Here is an 18,807-nt window from a genome sequence, read left to right as displayed (position 1 = left end):
GGGGGTTCCCATGAACACGTCGCAACTGGAAGCATTCATTTGTTCGCGTACCGCCTGCAACGTGAATGCAACGGTAGGAGAGCAGCGTGACACGCTGATACAGGGTCTGGTTTTCGCACAACTACGAGCCGACCAACAGCAAGAACAAGCGCCTGGCACTCGTTGGGGGCACGCACACTCCAAAGTGCTGCAAAACCTGGAGTGGGCCAAGACACGGGAACAGTCCATCACCGATGAGGCCCCATTGGGCGTGGGGCCGGCGGTGGCGAGCTTTGCCAAGCGGTACTTGCCCGCTGATCAGGCGTCGGCCATCCGCTTGCTCATTGAACAGTTGATGACACAGACCGCGCCACCTGCACTGCTGGGCGCGGCTCCCACGGGTTCGTTGGTTTTGGCAACCGTGGCCTCTGCTGCCAAGGCCAGTGTCATCACGGCCGTGTATCAGGACCCGGCCTTGTTGCAACTGACCTGCAGCCAATACCGCATTTTCCCGGATTTCTGGGACCTGAGCACACAACTGCAAACGTCGGTGGGCGCTTACGTGACCCGCAATCTGCATTGCCTTCAGGCCGTCGCCGAAGATTGACCGCACAGGCACTGATAAAAAAGCCCCGATCCAGCCGTATCCGGATCGGGGCACAGTGCGGCGAACAGCGTGACCAAGGTGACCAGACCCGCACGCTGGAAGCCGATGCCAGTGTGCCCCGGGCCGGCCCCCCTTCATTTAGCCGAAAACGACACGCTCATGCCCACCGCGGCCATCTCGCCGCTCACCCCTTGCCGCGCGTTGCGGGCGCTTACAGAATCAGCCCAAAGCCCCCTGTACAAGGACTCGCCTCATGATGCACGTGGATCTGATTGACCAGGACGACCTGCTCGGCCATCTTCGGGCCCTGGGTTTCGACATGCCGGCCGGGGCCAGCGCAGATCAAGCCTGCGAGTGCGCGGTGCGCGGCCTGGATGAACCGCGCGCCAAGGCGTTGCGCAAGATGGTCGAGCAACTGCTGACCGGCAGCGCGACCATCCTGCCTGCCGTGCGCCAGGCCATCGACAAGCAGCTGCTCCCGGCTTTGGCGCAGTATCAGCAGGCCCGCGCATGACATCCCGGCACTGGCCCGAAAGCAGCGGGCCAGACGCTTTTCGTTCAGCACGGCATAAACAGAACACATACCTGCATAACCGTTTCGCGGCAGACGTGGGGTAAATCTGGTCGTACCGTCTCTTTACAGCGCCTTGGCGCCATGAAAATAAAGAGAGTGTATGCCGATGAACCAACGTGCAGCCGTTGACGTGAAGGCGTGGATCGACGCCCGTGCCATCTCCCCGTACCAGTGGCTGGTGCTTGCACTGTGCTCACTGATCATCCTGTTCGACGGCTACGATGCCGCGGTGATGGGCTTCATTGCCCCTGCCCTGTCCCAGGACTGGGGGCTGGCCCCGGCACAGATGGGCCTGATACTCGGGGCGGCGATGTTCGGCGTGGCCCTGGGCGCGCTGGTGGCCGGCCCCTACTCTGACCGACTGGGGCGCAAGCGCGTCCTGCTGGTGTCCATTGCCAGCTTCGGTGTGTTCAGCGTGCTTTGTGTATTTGCTCGCAACCCTTATGAAATGGCGCTGCTGCGCTTCCTGACCGGCCTGGGCCTGGGCGCGGTGATGCCCAACTGCGTGACCCTGGTTTCGGAGTACATGCCCGAGCGCCGTCGCGGCTTGCTGATCACCCTGATGTACTGCGGTTTCAACATCGGCTCCGGCGCTGGCGGTTTCATCGCCGCAGGGCTGTTACCACAGGGCGGGTGGAAGGCTGTTTTGCTGGTGGGCGGCCTTGGCCCGCTGCTGGCGCTGCCGTTACTGGTCTGGCTGTTGCCCGAGTCAGCCCTGTACATGGTGGTACGCAACCATGCCCAAGGCAGTATCAGTGCGGTGCTGCGGCGCATGGGCGGCACCTTCGCCCAGGGTACACGCTTTGTACTCAAGACCCCGGCCATCGACAAGAAAGCCCAGGTGCTCAAGCTGTTTTCCAAAGGCTATGCCCAAGGTACTTTGATGCTCTGGCTCACCTATTTCATGGGCCTGTTCGTGATCTACCTGCTCAACGGCTGGCTTCCAACCATCATGCGTACCAGCGGGCTGAGCCTGGAAAAAGCAGCGATCACTGCCGGCCTGTTCCAGTTGGGCGGCACCCTGGGCGGCCTGCTGGTGGGCAGCCTGATGGACCACTTCCAGGCCCGCAAGAAGGTCATCGGCCTGTTCTACCTGCTGGGCATGTGCTGCCTTCTGGCCGAAGGCATCTTCGGCTTCGGCCCGGCGGTATTGGGCATGCTGGTATTTGTCAGCGGCCTGTGCGTGAACGGTGCGCAAACCGGCCTGCAAGCCTTCTCACCGAGTTTCTACCCTACCGAAATGCGCGCCACCGGCGTCAGCTGGATGCATGGCATTGGCCGCAGCGGCGCTATCATCAGCTCGTCGATGGGCGGCCTGCTGTTGGGGGCGTTCCCTGGCACAACCAGTATCTTCATCGTGTTGTCGATCCCTGCGCTGTTCGCCGCGCTGGCGATCGTCAATCATCGCAATGCCGTAGTGGCCCCACCGATCAAGCGCGCTGCGCGCCTGCTTGAAGCACCTGCCCGATGAGTGATTCATGAGTGTATTGACCCAACCCAAGATTGATTGCCACCACCACATCTTCGACCCTGCCCGGTTCCCGTACGTAGCCGATACCCAGTACCGCCCCGAGGGCCATGAACTGGGTACCGCAGCGCAGTACAGCGCTGTGATGCAGGCCTACAACATTCGCCACTCGGTGATCGTGGGCCCTACGTCAGGCTACAACACCGACAACCGCTGCCTGCTGGCGGCGCTGGCCGAACGCCCGGGACGGTCCAAGGGCATCGCGGTGGTGCCGCTGGATATCACCAGCGATGAGCTGGCGGCGCTGAAGGCACAGGGCGTGGTCGGCATCGCTTTCAACGTGGCCATGCTCGGCACTGCACCGTTCCTGGACGTGGATGGCCTGATGGGGCGCCTGGCCGAACTGGACCTGTTCGCCCAGGTGCAAGTGATGGACGATCAGTTGCCCGCGTTGATGCCACTGCTCAAGCGCAACCGCACGCCACTGCTTATCGACCACAGCGGCCGCCCGGACGTGCGCGCTGGCGTTGGCCAGCCGGCGTTCCGGGCGCTGTTGTCGCTGGCCGGCCAGGAACGCACCTTCGTGAAGTTGTCGGGGCTGTCGAAGTTTTCCCGCCAGGCCTATCCCTGGGCCGACGGCCATTGCTACCAACGGGCGCTGCTGGAAGCATTCGGGGCCGAGCGCTGCATGTGGGGTTCGGACTGGCCGTTCCTGCGCGCCAACGAGCGCATGGACATCGGCAGCCTGTTGCTGCTGGTAGAGCAGCTGTTCCCCGATGAAACCGTGCGCGAACAGATACTGTGGAGCACGCCCAGGCATCTGTTCGGCTTCGCCAATAGCCTCAGATCCTGACGCTGGCGAACGTCGACTCGTTGCGCGCCTGGCTCAACGCCGACATGGGCCCCGACAGCGGCGCCAGCACCATGGCCTGCGGGATCGGCATCATCGCCACCTGCTGGGTGGTGTTGGACCCCACACGCTCGTCACGTGGCGGAATGCCGAAGTATTCGCGGTAGCACTTGGAGAAATGCGGCGTAGACACGAACCCGCAGACCGATGCCACCTCGATGATCGACATGGGCGTCTGCTTGAGCAGTTGCCGGGCGCGGATCAAGCGCAGCTTGAGGTAGTAACGCGACGGTGAGCAGTGCAGGTACTTCTGGAACAGCCGCTCCAACTGCCGGCGTGACACCGCCACATAGACCGCCAGTTCATCCAGGTCGATGGGCTCTTCCAGGTTGGCTTCCATCAGCGCGACGATTTCCTGCAGCTTCGGCTGGTTGGTGCCCAGCATGTGCTTGAGCGGCACGCGCTGGTGATCCTGCTCGTTGCGAATGCGTTCGTAGACGAACATCTCCGAGATGGCCGCCGACAGTTCGCGACCATGGTCGCGGCTGATCAGGTGCAGCATCATGTCCAGCGGCGCGGTCCCGCCCGAACTGGTGAAACGGTTACGGTCCAGTGTGAACAGGCGCGTGCTCATGGCCACTCGGGGGAAAGCTTCCTGCATGGAGGCCAGGCATTCCCAGTGCACACTGCAGTCGAAACCGTCGAGCAAACCGGCGCAGGCCAGTGCCCAACTGCCCGTGCATACCGCGCCCAGGCGCTTGGACTGGCGCGCCTGGCTCTGCAGCCAGGTCACGTGTTCGCGGGTGACCGTGCGCTGAATGCCGATACCGCCGCAGACAATCACCGTGTCCATGGCCGGCGCCTTGTGCATGGCCGCGTCCGGGGTAATCTGCAGGCCGTCGCTGGCCCACACCTGCCCGCCGTCCACGCTCAGGGTGGTCCAGCGATACAGCTCGCGGCCGGACAGCTGGTTGGCCATGCGCAGCGGTTCGACCGCGGAGGCCAGGGAAATCAGCGTGAAATTATCCAGCAGCAGAAAGCCGATGGATTGAGGCGTACGGGTCTGGGGTTGGGCCCCGGAGTTGAACGACGTCATCGCGGTATCTCCTCACTCAAAGCGGGTGATGGCCTCAGGCGGAGGCTCTTCTTATCGCCCTGCTCGCAGAAGGGCTTTGCAATGACAACGCAAATGCCATGCCTGAAATTGAATGCCCATTCAATTAAACCTGAAAACGACGTCGCTCTGCGGCCACTTGCCGCACACGGCAAAATGCCACCCTTGGCTGAGATCAAGGGCTGTGAGCAATTCGGTAGCACTTGTGTGAAGCGACAGGCGGTGGCACCGCCACAGTGTCACCGCAAGCACGGAGAGGCGGCCATCCGGGGCAGGCCGCCGTAGGAACGATCGTACAAGGCTAAACGCGCCAAAACGTCGCGAGCGAAACTCGGTGTGTGCAAAAAAGGTTCAACATTCGATGGCGCTGACCGCAAGACCCCCGCGCGACGTTTCCTTGTACTTGTCGTGCATGTCGGCACCGGTATCGCGCATGGTGCGGATCACCCGGTCCAGGGAAATGAAGTGCTGGCCATCGCCGCGCAGGGCCATCTGCGCAGCGTTGATGGCTTTTACCGCGGCAATGGCGTTGCGCTCGATGCACGGCACCTGCACCAGGCCGCCCACCGGGTCGCAGGTCAGCCCCAAGTTGTGCTCCAGGCCGATTTCCGCAGCATTTTCCAGTTGCGCCGGGGTGGCGCCGAGGATTTCCGCCAACCCCGCCGCGGCCATGGCGCACGCCGAACCGACCTCACCCTGGCACCCTACCTCAGCGCCGGAGATGGAAGCGTTCTTCTTGCACAGGATGCCAACGGCCGCAGCCGCCAGCAGGTAGTCGACGACGCTGGCTTCGCTGACCTCGTCGCTGAACTTCATGTAGTAATGCAGCACCGCCGGGATGATCCCCGCAGCACCGTTGGTCGGAGCGGTCACCATGCGCCCGCCAGCGGCGTTCTCTTCGTTGACCGCCAAGGCGAACAGGTTCACCCACTCCATGGCACTCAGGGTGGAGCCAATGACATTGGGTTTGTTCAGTTCCTGCAAGCTGCGGTGCAGGCGCGCGGCGCGGCGCCTGACGTTCAAGCCCCCAGGCAAGATGCCCTCGTGCTTGAGGCCTTGCTCCACGCAGTCCTGCATGGCGTGCCAGAGCTTCATGAGCCCGGCGCGGATCTCTTCTTCGCTGCGCCAGACCTTCTCGTTGGCCATCATCAACTGCGACACGCGCAGGTCGTTTTTCTCGCACAGTTCCAGCAGTTCGACCGCGCTATCGAAGTCGTACGGCAGCACGGTGTTGTCGGCATCCAGTACGCCGCTGGCGGCCTGGGCCGAATCGACCACGAAGCCGCCACCTACCGAATAATAGGTGTCGCGGTGCAACTCGCGCCCTTGCGCGGTTTCGGCGATCAGGGTCATGGCGTTGGGGTGGTAAGGCAGGTTTTCGTCCAGCAACAGCATGTCGCGCTGCCACACGAAAGGTATCGCACGGGCGCCGGCCAACTGCAGCGTGTCGGTTTCCCGCAAGGTGGCGATGTGCAGGCCGATGGTCGAGGGGTCGACGGCGTCAGGCCACTCGCCCATCAGGCCCATGACCACGGCGTTGTCGCTGCCATGCCCAACCCCGGTGGCTGACAGCGAACCATACAGGCGCACTTCAACGCGTTGTACCTGTTCCAGTTCACCCCGTTCACGCAGGCCCTGCACGAACAGGGCGGCGGCGCGCATGGGGCCGACCGTGTGGGAGCTGGATGGCCCGATGCCGATCTTGAACAGGTCAAACACGCTGATAGCCATTGCCGAGCACCTCCTGAATTGGGCAGACCGGGCCGTCACTGCGGCCGCTGGCGCAACTGCTACGCTTGAGCGGCGTGCGCCGGATTGCCTTCATCATCGGGCTTCCTGCCACGGGTGCGACGTCTGCAACCGACCCGCCCATGCCCACCAGCGCCCACGCCGCCAGGAAGGCGTTTTCAGCGACGCCAACGGTCGAAAACCACGCTTGCAGGGTTCGGAAAATCTGTAAACGACACCACCGGCACTGGAAGCGACCCCCTATGTACTGGTTACGACCCCCCCTGTAGGCGACGGTTTTTCGCTGGTACATGATCAGTCTCGACTCGATTGCAAGGCACCCGGCCAGCGCTGTCTGTTTCAAGCGCTGCCCGCCACCCAACCGCGACCAGAAAGCGGGTCAGCCTGAGCAGGCCGCCCGAGAAAAAACATCCAGGAGCGCAACCCCATGAAAGGTTCACCATCGTTGTTGTTGGCCGCCATGTTGAGTCTGCCGATGCTGGCCCAGGCCGCCGAACCGGCCCAATGCCAGACCGTGAATTTCTCCGACGTCGGCTGGACCGACATTACCGTCACCACCGCGGTCACCAGCGCCGTGTTGCAGTCGCTGGGCTACAAAACCAACACCACCATGATTTCCGTGCCCGTGACCTACAAGTCCCTGGCCGACGGCAAGAACATGGACGTATTCCTCGGCAACTGGATGCCGACCATGGAAAACGATATCAAGCCCTACCGAGACGCGGGCACCGTGGAATCCGTGCGCGCCAACCTGGAAAACGCCAAATACACCCTGGCCGTGCCTCAAGAGCTGTACGACAAGGGCCTGCATGACTTCGCCGACATCGCCAAATTCAAGAAGGAGCTGGACGGCAAGATCTACGGCATCGAACCCGGAAACGACGGCAACCGGCTGATCCAGAGCATGATCGACAAGAACGCCTTTGGCCTGAAGGATGCAGGCTTCAAGGTGGTGGAATCCAGCGAGGCCGGCATGCTCAGCCAGGTGGACCGTGCGCAGCGGCGCAACACTGCCGTGGTGTTCCTGGGCTGGGAACCGCACCCCATGAACACCCGTTTCAAGATCAAGTACCTGACCGGCGGCGACGACTACTTCGGCCCCAACTTCGGCCAGGCCACCATCTACACCAACGTGCGCAAGGGCTACACCCAGGAATGCAGCAACGTGGGCCAACTGCTGAAAAACTTGTCGTTCACCCTGCCGATGGAAAGCGCGCTGATGGGCAACATCCTCGACGACAAGATGAAGCCTGATGTGGCCGCCAAGGCGTGGCTGAAGAAAAACCCGCAGGTATTGGAAACCTGGCTGGCGGGCGTGACCACCGTGGACGGTAAACCAGGCCTGGAGGCCGCCAAGGCAAAGCTGACGCAGTAACCGCAGAACTTGCGGCGGGTGCGCCCGCCGCAAGCCGTTCTTTCAACTTGCATGCGGACGTTCACTACCATGCTGACTGATCATAAAATCCCGCTGGGCCAATACATCGCCAGCTTCGTCGACTGGTTGACGAAACATGGCGCCAACACCTTCGACGCCATTTCATCAACTCTCGAAGCCATGATCCATGGCCTGACGTTCGGCCTGACCTGGTTCAATCCGCTGGTGTTGATCGCCCTGGTTGCCGCGCTGGCGCATTTCATTCAGCGCAAGTGGGGGCTGACCGCGTTCGTGGTGCTCTCATTTCTGCTGATCCTGAACCTGGGCTACTGGCAGGAAACCATGGAGACCCTGGCCCAGGTGTTGTTCGCGACCCTGGTGTGCGTGGCCATCGGCGTTCCCCTGGGTATCGTCGCGGCGCACAAGCCGATGTTCTATACCATGATGCGCCCCGTGCTCGACCTGATGCAGACCGTGCCCACTTTCGTGTACCTGATCCCTACCCTGACACTGTTCGGCCTGGGCGTGGTTCCCGGGCTGATTTCCACGGTGGTGTTCGCCATTGCCGCGCCCATCCGCCTGACTTACCTGGGCATCCGCGACGTGCCCCATGAACTGCTGGACGCGGGCAAGGCCTTCGGCTGCTCGCGCCGCCAACTGCTGTCGCGCATTGAACTGCCCCATGCCATGCCGAGCATTGCCGCCGGCATTACCCAGTGCATCATGCTGTCGCTGTCGATGGTGGTCATCGCCGCGCTGGTAGGTGCCGACGGCCTTGGCAAACCCGTGGTCAACGCACTGAACACCGCCGATATCGCCCTGGGCTTCGAAGCTGGCCTGGCGATCGTGCTGCTGGCGATCATGCTCGACCGTATCTGCAAACAACCCGATGCAAAAGTAGGGGGTGACGCATGAGCATAATCCGCTTCGACCAGGTAGACGTCGTCTTCTCCAATAAACCGCGGGAGGCGCTCAGCCTGCTGGACCAAGGCCTCTCGCGGGACCAGATCCTGAAAAAGACCGGCCTGGTGGTGGGCGTCGAGAAAGCCAGCCTGGACATCAACAAAGGCGAGATCTGCGTACTGATGGGCCTGTCGGGCTCAGGCAAGTCCAGCCTGCTGCGCTGCATCAACGGCCTGAACACCGTGAGCCGCGGCAACTTGTACATCGAGCATGAAGGGGCGCAGATCGACATCGCCCACTGTACGCCGGCGGAATTGAAGATGATGCGCACCAAGCGCATCGCCATGGTGTTCCAGAAGTTCGCCCTGATGCCCTGGCTGACGGTGCGCGAGAACATCAGCTTCGGCCTGGAAATGCAGGGCCGCCCCGAAAAGGAACGGCGCAAGCTGGTGGACGAGAAGCTGGAGCTGGTGGGCCTGACCCAATGGCGCAACAAGAAGCCCGATGAGTTGTCCGGCGGCATGCAGCAGCGCGTGGGCCTGGCCCGCGCCCTGGCCATGGACGCCGATATTCTGCTGATGGACGAACCGTTCTCCGCCCTCGACCCACTGATTCGCCAAGGCCTGCAAGATGAACTGCTGGCCCTGCAGAACAAGCTGAGCAAGACCATCGTCTTCGTCAGCCATGACCTGGACGAGGCGCTGAAGCTGGGCACCCGCATCGCCATCATGAAAGACGGCAAGATCATCCAGTACAGCAAGCCTGAAGAAATCGTGCTCAACCCCGCCGACGACTACGTGCGCACGTTCGTCGCCCATACCAACCCGCTCAACGTGCTGTGCGGCCGCAGCCTGATGCGCACCCTGGACAACTGCAAACGCATCAACGGCTCAGTGTGCCTGGACCCCGGTGGTGACTCCTGGATAGACCTGGCCGAAGGCAACACCATCAAGGGTGCCCGCCAGGGCGCCGGGGTACTGGACCTGCAGAACTGGGCACCAGGGCAAGCGGTAGAAGGCCTGGGCCGCCAGCCGACGCTGGTGGGTGCCGACATCGGCATGCGCGATGCCTTGCAGATTCGCTACCAGACGGGCAACAAGCTGGTGCTGCACGACAACAACCGGGTGGTGGGGATATTGGGTGACAGCGAGCTGTATCACGCGCTGTTGGGCAAGAACCTGGGGTGAAGCTGATGGCCTCATCGCGAGCAAGCGTTGCTCGCGAGAGGCCTGAACAGGGGCTACCTCAGCGGCGGATGAACTCGCGCCCACCCAGTGCCAGCAGCTCGGCCTGCATTTGCTCCAAGCGGTCTTCTTCAGCCTTGGCGTCCTGCTTCATGGCCTTGACCAGGCCCCACATGAACAGCAACAGCACCACCGAGAACGGCAGGCCCGCCAGTACCACCATGGTCTGCATGGCTTCGAAGTTGCCTGCGAACAGCAGGCCGATGGTCACCAGGGTGATGATCGCCGACCAGAGGATACGCAGCCAGTGAGGGGCATCTTCATCCACATCGCCGCCTTTGCACGACAGGTTCGCCATCATCACCGCGCCAGAGTCCGCCGGGGTGAGGAACAGCACGAAGCCGACGAAAATGGCCACGCCGATGACGATCTTCGACGCCGGGAAGTGGTCCAGCAACTGGTACATGGCCATGGACGGCTGCTCCAGTGCGGTCTTGCCCAGCTCCGCCACGTTCTGGTTCATCACCAGGTCCAGGGCGGTATTGCCGAACACCGACAGCCACGCCAGGGTGAAACCCAACGGAATCAGCAATACGCCAAACACCAGTTCACGCACCGTGCGGCCACGGGAGATACGCGCGATGAACATACCCACGAATGGTGCCCAGGAAATCCACCAGGCCCAGTAGAACAGGGTCCACAGGCCCAACCAGCGTTCCGACTTGGCGGTGTCGCCGGTGTACACGTACAGGTCGAAGGTTTTCAGCACCACGCCGTTGAGGTAGTCGCCGATGTTCTGAATGAAGCCGTTGAGCAGGTGCAGCGTGTCACCGGCCAGCAGCACGAACAACAGCAGGCCGCTGAACAGGATGATGTTCAGGTTCGACAAGCGGCGAATACCGTTCTCCACCCCCGACACCGCAGCGATGGTCGCCACCGTGCTCATCACCAGGATCACGATCAGCAGGTTGGTGTTGTTGTGCTGCATGCCGAACAGGTGTTCCAGCCCCGAGGACACCTGCATGGCACCGATGCCCAGGTTGGTGACCAGGCCCAGCAGCGTCACGAACATGCCGAACCCGTCCACCGCATCACCCGCCAGGCCCTTGACCCAGCGCTGCCCTACCAGCGGGTAAAGCGCCGAGCGCAGCGCCAGCGGCTGATTGTGCCGGTAGGCGAAATACGCCACGGCCAGGCCTACCAGCGCATAGATGGCCCAGCCATGCAGGCCCCAGTGCAGGAAGGTCAGTTGCACGGCCTGACGAGCGGCAGCGCTGCTGGCCGAAACGCCCTCGGGCGGGTTGAAAAAGTGATCCAGCGGCTCCGATGCACCGAAGTACAGCAGGGAAATGCCGATGCCAGAGGAGAACAGCATGCCCGCCCAGGCGCCATAGCTGAAGTCGGGAGTGTCGTCCTTGGTGCCCAGCTTGAGTTTGCCGAACGAAGTGAATGCCAGGCCCACCACGAACACCAGGTAAGCACCAATGACCAGCATGTAATACCAGCCAAAACTTCTCGACAGCCAATCCTGGGCCTGGCCGAGCACATGCCCGGCCTGTTGGGGCGCGGCAATCAGCACCGCGGTGAGCAGCAGTATCAGAATCGTCGACGCATAAAACACGACGGGGTTGAGCCGAACCCTTTCGGTGGGGTTCTTGATCAAGGAGGCAGAACTCATGGCACAGATGCTCCAGGCAGTGCGAGAGAAGGACACACAGGGACTCATTCCTTAGGTGAATGGGGCAATGCCCACACGCCAAGGAGTGATATAAAGCACCTCGATTTTTTTCGGGGTGCCATTTGTGCCATTCGGACGCCCGCAAAGCATGTCAATGGCACAAATTGTCGCAGATCTTATTCTTTGTTGATTGAACGTTCAATCAAAACAAAATAGACTGGTCTTCGCCGAGACGGGCGGCTTGCTGTCCGTCGCAAGGCCAAAGGAGAAGTTTTCAATGCCCAAGGTCGGTATGCAGCCCATACGCCGCCAGCAGTTGATCGAAGCCACGTTGCTGGCGGTCGACCAGGTCGGCATGGCAGATGCCAGCATTGCGCTGATCGCCCGCCTGGCGGGGGTCTCGAATGGAATCATCAGTCACTACTTTCAGGACAAGAACGGCCTGATCGCAGCGACCATGCGCTACCTGATGAACGCCCTGATCGAAAATGTCCGGGCGCGGCGCCAGGCACTGGGGGACGAAAGCCCCCGCGCCCACCTGCAGGTGATCATCGAAGGCAACTTCGACGCCAGCCAGGTCAACGGCCCGGCGATGAAAACCTGGTTGGCCTTCTGGGCCGCCAGCATGCACCAGCCGTCTTTGCACCGGTTGCAGCGGATCAACGACCACCGCCTGTATTCCAACCTGTGCTGCCAGTTCCGCCGCGTATTGCCGCAGGAACAGGCACGCAGCGCCGCCCGCGGGCTGGCTGCACTGATCGACGGGCTGTGGTTGCGCGGCGCGCTTTCGGGCGACGCGTTTGACACTGAGCAGGCGCAGCAAATCGCCTACGAATACATGGATCAGCAACTGGCGAAGCAGATGAACTAGCGGTGACACGCTCGCATCTGCCCGCTACCCAGACAAGCACTTGCGAGGACACTATGGCCCGTTTCGAACTGCAAAAACTCTACATTGACGGCGGTTACGTGGACGCTTCCAGCGACGCCACCTTCGACGCCATCAACCCGGCCAACGGCGAAGTGCTGGCCCAGGTTCAGCGGGCCACCGAGGCCGATGTGGAGCGCGCCGTGGTCAGCGCCGAAAAGGGCCAGAAAGTCTGGGCCGCCATGACCGCCATGGAGCGTTCGCGCATCCTGCGCCGCGCCGTGGACATTCTGCGCGAGCGCAACGACGAGCTGGCTGCCCTGGAAACCCTGGACACCGGCAAGGCGTACTCGGAAACCCGCTACGTGGACATCGTCACCGGTGCCGACGTACTGGAGTACTACGCCGGCCTGGTGCCCGCCATCGAAGGCGAGCAGATCCCGCTGCGCGACACCTCGTTCGTCTACACCCGCCGCGAGCCGCTGGGCGTGACCGTGGGTATCGGTGCCTGGAACTACCCGATCCAGATCGCCCTGTGGAAATCCGCCCCGGCGCTGGCCGCAGGCAACGCGATGATCTTCAAGCCCAGCGAAGTCACCTCGCTGACCACCTTGAAGCTGGCCGAGATCTACACCGAAGCCGGCCTGCCAGCCGGTGTGTTCAACGTGCTGACCGGCAGCGGCCGTGAAGTGGGCAGCTGGCTGACCGAGCACCCGCGCATCGAGAAAATCTCCTTCACCGGCGGCACCGACACCGGCAAGAAGGTCATGGCCAGCGCGTCGAGCAGCTCGCTGAAGGAAGTCACCATGGAGCTGGGCGGCAAGAGCCCGCTGATCATTTTCGACGACGCCGACCTGGACCGCGCCGCGGACATCGCCATGATGGCCAACTTCTACAGCTCGGGCCAGGTGTGCACCAACGGCACCCGCGTGTTCGTACCCAACGCCCTGAAGGCAGCTTTCGAAGCCAAGATCGTCGAGCGCGTGAAGCGTATCCGCGTCGGCAACCCGGAAAATGAAAACACCAACTTCGGCCCCCTGGTGAGCTTCGCCCACATGGAAAGCGTGCTGGGCTACATCGCCAAGGGCAAGGCAGAAGGCGCCCGCGTACTGTGCGGCGGCGAGCGCCTGACCGAGGGTGAATTCGCCCAGGGCGCCTACGTGGCCCCGACCGTGTTCACCGACTGCCGTGACGACATGACCATCGTGCGCGAAGAGATCTTCGGCCCGGTGATGGCCATCCTCGGCTACGACAGCGAAGACGAAGTGATCCGCCGTGCCAACGACACCGACTTCGGCCTGGCCGCCGGCATCGTCACCCAGAACCTGACCCGCGCCCACCGCGTGATTCACCAACTGGAAGCCGGTATCTGCTGGATCAACGCCTGGGGCGAATCCGACGCCAAGATGCCGGTCGGCGGCTACAAGCAATCGGGCGTGGGCCGCGAGAACGGCATCAGCTCGCTGAACCAGTACACCCGGATCAAATCGATCCAGGTTGAACTGGGCGATTACGCCTCGGTGTTCTAAAGCCGCCCCCTGCCCGGCCCGCCATTCCCTGTGGGACCGGGCGAAGCTCGGGAAAAGGCCACCGCCATCCACCGCGGCGCCCCTTCCCGAGCTGACGCCCGGCCCCACATGAGCGGGGGCCGCGCAACCCCACGACGATTTTCCCCCACCCAAAACGAGGGAGCAGAAATGTCCAAAGAATTCGACTACATCATCATTGGGGCCGGCTCGGCCGGTAACACCCTGGCCACCCGCCTGACCGAAGACCAGGGCGTCACCGTCCTGCTGCTGGAAGCTGGCGGCCCCGACTACCGCTTCGACTTCCGTACCCAGATGCCCGCCGCCCTGGCCTTCCCGCTGCAGGGCCGCCGCTACAACTGGGCGTACGAGACCGACCCGGAGCCGCACATGAACAACCGCCGCATGGAATGCGGCCGCGGCAAGGGCCTGGGTGGCTCGTCGCTGATCAACGGCATGTGCTACATCCGCGGCAACGCCATGGACTATGACGGCTGGGCCAAGTTGCCAGGCCTGGAAGACTGGACCTACCTGGACTGCCTGCCGTACTTCCGCAAGGCCGAAACCCGCGACATCGGCCCCAACGACTACCACGGCGGTGAAGGTCCGGTGAGCGTCACCACGCCCAAGGCCGGCAACAACCCGCTGTTCCACGCCATGGTCGAGGCCGGCGTGCAGGCCGGCTACCCGCGCACCGACGACCTGAACGGCTACCAGCAGGAAGGCTTCGGCCCCATGGACCGCACCGTGACGCCCAAGGGCCGTCGCGCCAGCACCGCCCGCGGCTACCTGGATACCGCCAAGCAGCGCGACACGCTGACCATCGTCACCCACGCCCTCACCGACCGTATCCTGTTCGACGGCAAGCGCGCCGTGGGCGTGTCGTACCTGGTGGGCGAGAGCAATACACCGGTAGAAGCCCGTGCCCGCAAGGAAGTACTGCTGTGCAGCGGCGCCATCGCCTCGCCGCAGATTCTGCAGCGTTCCGGCGTCGGCCCGAAAGACTTGCTCAAGAGCCTGGACATTCCGGTTGTGCATGACCTGCCGGGCGTGGGCCAGAACCTGCAGGACCACCTGGAAATGTACCTGCAGTACGCCTGCACCAAGCCGGTGTCGCTCTACCCGTCGCTGTTGTGGTGGAACCAGCCGGCCATCGGTGCCGAGTGGATGTTCAACGGTACTGGCATCGGCGCCAGCAACCAGTTCGAGGCCGGCGGTTTCATCCGCTCGCGTCCGGAATTCGAATGGCCGAACATTCAGTACCACTTCCTGCCGGTAGCGATCAACTACAACGGCAGCAACGGCGTGAAGGAGCACGGTTTCCAGGCCCACGTGGGCTCCATGCGTTCGCCTAGCCGCGGCCGCGTGCAGCTGAAATCGAAGAACCCGCGCGAATACCCGAGCATCCTCTTCAACTACATGGCTACCGAACAGGACTGGCAGGAATTCCGTGACGGCATCCGCCTGACCCGTGAAATCATGCAGCAGCCGGCCCTGGACGAATTCCGTGGCCGTGAGATCAGCCCTGGCATCGACGTGCAGACCGACGAGCAACTGGACAAGTTCGTGCGTGAGCACGCCGAAACCGCGTTCCACCCGTCCTGCTCGTGCAAGATGGGCACCGATGAGATGGCGGTGGTTGACCACCAGGGCCGCGTGCATGGCCTGCAAAGCCTGCGCGTTGTCGACGCGTCGATCATGCCGATCATCACCACCGGCAACCTCAACGCGCCGACGATCATGATCGCCGAGAAAATCGCCGACAAGATCCGTGGCCGCCAGCCTCTGCCCCGCAGCACCGCCGACTACTACGTGGCCGGGGACGCGCCGGTGCGTGGCAAGCCGCTGCGTGAAGTGAGCCGTACCGCCCAGTAACCGCGGCGCCTGCTTCCCGGGCTTCGCCTGGTCCTATAGGGAAACACGATCCCATGCAGGACCGGGCGGAGCTCGGGAAAAAGGGCCACACCGACTACAATCCTTGCGACAAATCACCGCAGCCACCTAAGCTAGACACCCCACCTCACAAAAAAGGGATGTCATGCCCACCGCACTAGACCCCCGCACCGCCAAACTACTGCCCTGGGTAGTCGCCATCGCCTTCTTCATGCAGTCGCTGGACGGCACCATCCTCAACACCGCCCTCCCCGCCATGGCCCGCGACCTGGCCGAAGACCCGCTGCGCATGCAGTCGGTGGTCATCGCCTACATGCTCACCGTGGCGCTGCTGATCCCGGCCTCCGGCTGGATAGCCGACCGCTTCGGCACCAAACGCGTGTTCTTCAGCGCCATCGCCCTGTTCAGCCTCGGCTCGCTGGCCTGTGCCATTTCCGGCAGCCTCACGGTGCTGGTCTGCTCGCGGGTGCTGCAAGGCCTGGGTGGCGCGCTGATGCTGCCGGTGGGAAGGCTGGTGGTACTGCGCGCTTACCCGCGCTCGGAGCTGGTGCGCATACTGGGTTTCGTCACCATCCCAGGCCTGCTCGGGCCGCTGCTGGGCCCGACCCTGGGCGGCTGGATGGTGGAATACCTGAGCTGGCACTGGATTTTCCTGATCAACCTGCCCGTGGGCCTGCTGGGCTGCTGGGCGGTGTGGACCATCGTGCCGGACCTGCGCGGCAGCAGCCGCACGCACTTCGATACCCTGGGCTTCCTGATGTTCGGCGCCGCCATGGTGCTGATCACCATCGCCATGGAAGGCCTGGGCGAACTGCAGCTGCCGCACCTGCGGGTCATGTTGCTGTTGTTCGGCGGCATGGCCTGCCTGGCCGCCTACTGGGTACGCGCCGCCCATGACCCGGAGCCGCTGTTCTCGCCCACGCTGTTCCGTACCCGCACTTTTGCGGTGGGCATTCTGGGCAACCTGTTCGCCCGCCTGGGCAGCGGCGCCCTGCCATTTCTGGTGCCGCTGCTGTTGCAGGTAGCCCTGGGCTATTCGCCCGCCGAGGCCGGCATGAGCATGATCCCCCTGGCGGCTTCGGCGATGCTGGCCAAGTCGGTGGCGCGGCCGTTGATCGAGCGCTTTGGCTATCGCATCGTGCTGACCGCCAACACCCTGGCACTGGGCGTGATGCTTGCCAGCCTGGGCCTGGTGACGCCAGACACGCCTTATGTCGTGCTGCTGGTGCAGCTTGGCATCATGGGCGCGGTGAACTCGTTGCAGTTCACGGCCATGAACACCGTGACCCTGATCGACCTGGACGACGCCAACGCCAGCAGCGGCAACAGCCTGCTCTCGGTGGTGGCGCAGCTGTCCCTGAGCCTGGGCGTGGCCTGCGCCGGCGCGCTGCTGGGCGGTTTCACCACCGAGGCCGATACCAACGTGCTGCAAGCTTTCCACCTGACCTTCCTGACCATCGGCATCATGGCGATGCTGGCCGCGGCAATCTTCGTGCAGCTGTCCAACAGCGACGGCAAAAAGGACAGCAGCAACGCTGTTCGTCCGGAACCGGAGATAGAGGCTTAGGGCCAAAGGCCACAGGGCTGGTACACTGCGCGACATTTTGTTTTGCAGGCCAGTCCCGTGACCACCATCGCCACCGCTTTTAATACGCTGCCATTGTCCGCCGCCATGCTGGCCAACCTCGAATCACTCGGGTATGCCCAGATGACGCCGATCCAGGCGCAGAGCTTGCCGGTGATTCTCAAGGGCATGGACCTGATCGCCCAGGCCAAGACCGGCAGCGGCAAGACCGCGGCCTTCGGCATCGGCCTGCTGAACCCGATCAACCCGCGCTACTTCGGTTGCCAGGCGCTGATCATGTGCCCGACCCGCGAACTGGCCGACCAGGTGGCCAAGGAAATCCGTCGCCTGGCCCGCGCCGAAGACAACATCAAGGTGCTGACCCTGTGCGGCGGCGTGTCCTTCGGCCCGCAGATCGCTTCGCTGGAGCACGGCGCGCACATCATCGTCGGCACCCCGGGGCGTATCCAGCAGCACCTGCGCAAGGGCTCGCTGGTGCTCGACGGCCTGAACACCCTGGTGCTGGACGAAGCCGACCGCATGCTGGACATGGGCTTCTACGACTCGATCGAAGACATCATCGAGCAGACCCCTGCCCGTCGCCAGACGTTGCTGTTCTCCGCGACCTACCCGGTGGGCATCAAGCAATTGGCCTCCAAGTTCATGCGCGACCCGCAGACGGTCAAGGCCGAGTCGCTGCATGCCGACAGCCAGATCGAACAACGTTTCTACGAGATCAGCCCGGAAGACCGCCTGAGCGCCGTGACCAAGGCCCTGGGCCATTTCCGCCCGCAGTCCTGTGTGGCGTTCTGCTACACCAAGCAGCAGTGCCAGGAAGTCGTCGACCACCTGACCGCCAAAGGCATCAGCGCCGTGGCCTTGAACGGCGACCTGGAACAGCGCGATCGCGACCAGGTACTGGCCATGTTCGCCAACCGCAGCACGTCGGTGCTGGTGGCCACCGACGTGGCGGCCCGCGGCCTGGACATCGATTCCCTGGACATGGTGATCAACGTCGAGCTGGCCCGCGACTCGGAAATTCACATTCACCGCGTGGGCCGTACCGGCCGTGCCGGCGAAAACGGCCTGGCGATCAGCTTCGTGGCCCCGGCCGAAGCGCAGCGCGCCCAGGCCATCGAGCAACTGCAGAAGTCGCCGCTCAACTGGCAGCCCCTGGACAGCCTGACCGCCCAGGCAGGCGGCCCGTTGCTGCCGGCCATGGCCACCCTGTGCATCGCTGCCGGGCGCAAGGACAAGGTTCGCCCAGGCGATATCCTGGGCGCGCTGACCGGTGATGCCGGCATCCCGGGCACCCAGGTCGGCAAGATCGCGATCTTCGACTTCCAGGCCTACGTGGCCGTGGACCGCGAAATCGCCAAACAGGCCCTGCAGCGCCTGAACAACGGCAAGATCAAGGGCCGCTCGCTGCGCGTGCGCATCCTGTAACCCCCTGCAACCCCTCTCCTGTGGGAACG

General features: G+C 63.2%; 16 protein-coding genes. 12 read left to right on the top strand and 4 right to left on the bottom strand.

What is annotated here, in order from left to right:
* Nucleotides 1–10: 10 nt before the first annotated feature.
* The 4 genes from QBK88_RS01215 to QBK88_RS01200 all read left to right on the top strand — a co-directional run bounded on the left by QBK88_RS01215 (nt 11) and on the right by QBK88_RS01200 (nt 3,481).
* Nucleotides 11–586, top strand: coding sequence for a hypothetical protein (locus QBK88_RS01215; protein WP_277960580.1), 576 nt, complete (start codon nt 11–13; stop codon nt 584–586).
* 253 nt (nt 587–839) lie between these two features.
* Nucleotides 840–1,100 (top strand): hypothetical protein, encoded by a 261-nt coding sequence (locus QBK88_RS01210; RefSeq protein ID WP_277960579.1) that lies wholly within the window; start codon nt 840–842, stop codon nt 1,098–1,100.
* A gap of 166 nt (nt 1,101–1,266) precedes the next feature.
* Nucleotides 1,267–2,631: an MFS transporter gene (locus QBK88_RS01205; RefSeq protein ID WP_277960578.1), complete on the top strand. Its 1,365-nt coding sequence runs from the start codon at nt 1,267–1,269 to the stop codon at nt 2,629–2,631.
* 7 nt (nt 2,632–2,638) lie between these two features.
* On the top strand, nt 2,639–3,481 hold the full coding sequence (locus QBK88_RS01200) for an amidohydrolase family protein (RefSeq protein WP_277960577.1): 843 nt from the start codon (nt 2,639–2,641) through the stop codon (nt 3,479–3,481).
* Here QBK88_RS01200 and QBK88_RS01195 read toward each other — a convergent pair.
* The 3 genes from QBK88_RS01195 to QBK88_RS01185 form a co-directional block, all read right to left on the bottom strand.
* Nucleotides 3,471–4,574 carry a choline metabolism transcriptional regulator GbdR gene (locus QBK88_RS01195; RefSeq protein WP_268147585.1) on the bottom strand — a complete coding sequence of 368 codons (1,104 nt, stop codon included), beginning with the start codon at nt 4,572–4,574 and terminating at the stop codon, nt 3,471–3,473. The two genes, QBK88_RS01200 and QBK88_RS01195, sit on opposite strands and share 11 nt — an antisense overlap.
* A 369-nt stretch (nt 4,575–4,943) precedes the next feature.
* Nucleotides 4,944–6,323 (bottom strand): L-serine ammonia-lyase, encoded by a 1,380-nt coding sequence (locus tag QBK88_RS01190; protein ID WP_277960576.1) that lies wholly within the window; start codon nt 6,321–6,323, stop codon nt 4,944–4,946.
* Nucleotides 6,304–6,633: a hypothetical protein gene (locus QBK88_RS01185; RefSeq protein ID WP_277960575.1), complete on the bottom strand. Its 330-nt coding sequence runs from the start codon at nt 6,631–6,633 to the stop codon at nt 6,304–6,306. The genes QBK88_RS01190 and QBK88_RS01185 overlap by 20 nt, the downstream gene beginning before the upstream one ends.
* Before the next feature lie 135 nt (nt 6,634–6,768).
* Here QBK88_RS01185 and QBK88_RS01180 point away from each other — a divergent pair, with 135 nt between their 5' ends.
* The 3 genes from QBK88_RS01180 to choV all read left to right on the top strand — a co-directional run bounded on the left by QBK88_RS01180 (nt 6,769) and on the right by choV (nt 9,806).
* A complete protein-coding gene (locus QBK88_RS01180; RefSeq protein WP_277960574.1) occupies nt 6,769–7,716 on the top strand; it encodes a choline ABC transporter substrate-binding protein in 948 nt (315 codons plus the stop codon).
* Nucleotides 7,717–7,785: 69 nt separating this feature from the next.
* Nucleotides 7,786–8,631, top strand: coding sequence for a choline ABC transporter permease subunit (gene choW, locus QBK88_RS01175; protein ID WP_268147577.1), 846 nt, complete (start codon nt 7,786–7,788; stop codon nt 8,629–8,631).
* Nucleotides 8,628–9,806 (top strand): choline ABC transporter ATP-binding protein, encoded by a 1,179-nt coding sequence (choV, locus tag QBK88_RS01170; RefSeq protein WP_268147575.1) that lies wholly within the window; start codon nt 8,628–8,630, stop codon nt 9,804–9,806. Before choW ends, choV begins: the two co-directional genes overlap by 4 nt.
* 58 nt (nt 9,807–9,864) lie before the next feature.
* On the opposite strand, the gene QBK88_RS01165 is transcribed toward choV, so the two are convergent.
* Complete coding sequence (locus QBK88_RS01165) at nt 9,865–11,424, bottom strand: BCCT family transporter (protein WP_277960687.1); 1,560 nt, start codon at nt 11,422–11,424, stop codon at nt 9,865–9,867.
* 334 nt (nt 11,425–11,758) lie between these two features.
* Here QBK88_RS01165 and betI point away from each other — a divergent pair, with 334 nt between their 5' ends.
* The 5 genes from betI to dbpA all read left to right on the top strand — a co-directional run bounded on the left by betI (nt 11,759) and on the right by dbpA (nt 18,778).
* On the top strand, nt 11,759–12,352 hold the full coding sequence (gene betI, locus QBK88_RS01160) for a transcriptional regulator BetI (protein ID WP_158152902.1): 594 nt from the start codon (nt 11,759–11,761) through the stop codon (nt 12,350–12,352).
* Nucleotides 12,353–12,405: 53 nt separating this feature from the next.
* A complete protein-coding gene (betB, locus tag QBK88_RS01155; protein ID WP_176572147.1) occupies nt 12,406–13,878 on the top strand; it encodes a betaine-aldehyde dehydrogenase in 1,473 nt (490 codons plus the stop codon).
* 168 nt (nt 13,879–14,046) lie between these two features.
* Entirely contained in the window at nt 14,047–15,750 is a 1,704-nt protein-coding gene (gene betA, locus QBK88_RS01150; protein ID WP_277960573.1) for a choline dehydrogenase, read from the top strand.
* Between the two features lie 163 nt (nt 15,751–15,913).
* Nucleotides 15,914–17,335, top strand: a complete 1,422-nt coding sequence (mdtD, locus tag QBK88_RS01145) for a multidrug transporter subunit MdtD (protein ID WP_268147567.1) — start codon at nt 15,914–15,916, stop codon at nt 17,333–17,335.
* A 105-nt stretch (nt 17,336–17,440) separates the two neighbouring features.
* Nucleotides 17,441–18,778, top strand: a complete 1,338-nt coding sequence (gene dbpA / locus QBK88_RS01140) for an ATP-dependent RNA helicase DbpA (RefSeq protein WP_268151306.1) — start codon at nt 17,441–17,443, stop codon at nt 18,776–18,778.
* The last annotated feature ends 29 nt before the right edge of the window (nt 18,779–18,807 follow it).

Origin of the sequence: Pseudomonas sp. RIT-To-2, assembly GCF_029623465.1 — a bacterium.
GTDB classification, from domain to species: domain Bacteria; phylum Pseudomonadota; class Gammaproteobacteria; order Pseudomonadales; family Pseudomonadaceae; genus Aquipseudomonas; species Aquipseudomonas silvicola.
This window is presented reverse-complemented; position numbering and strand designations above follow the sequence as displayed.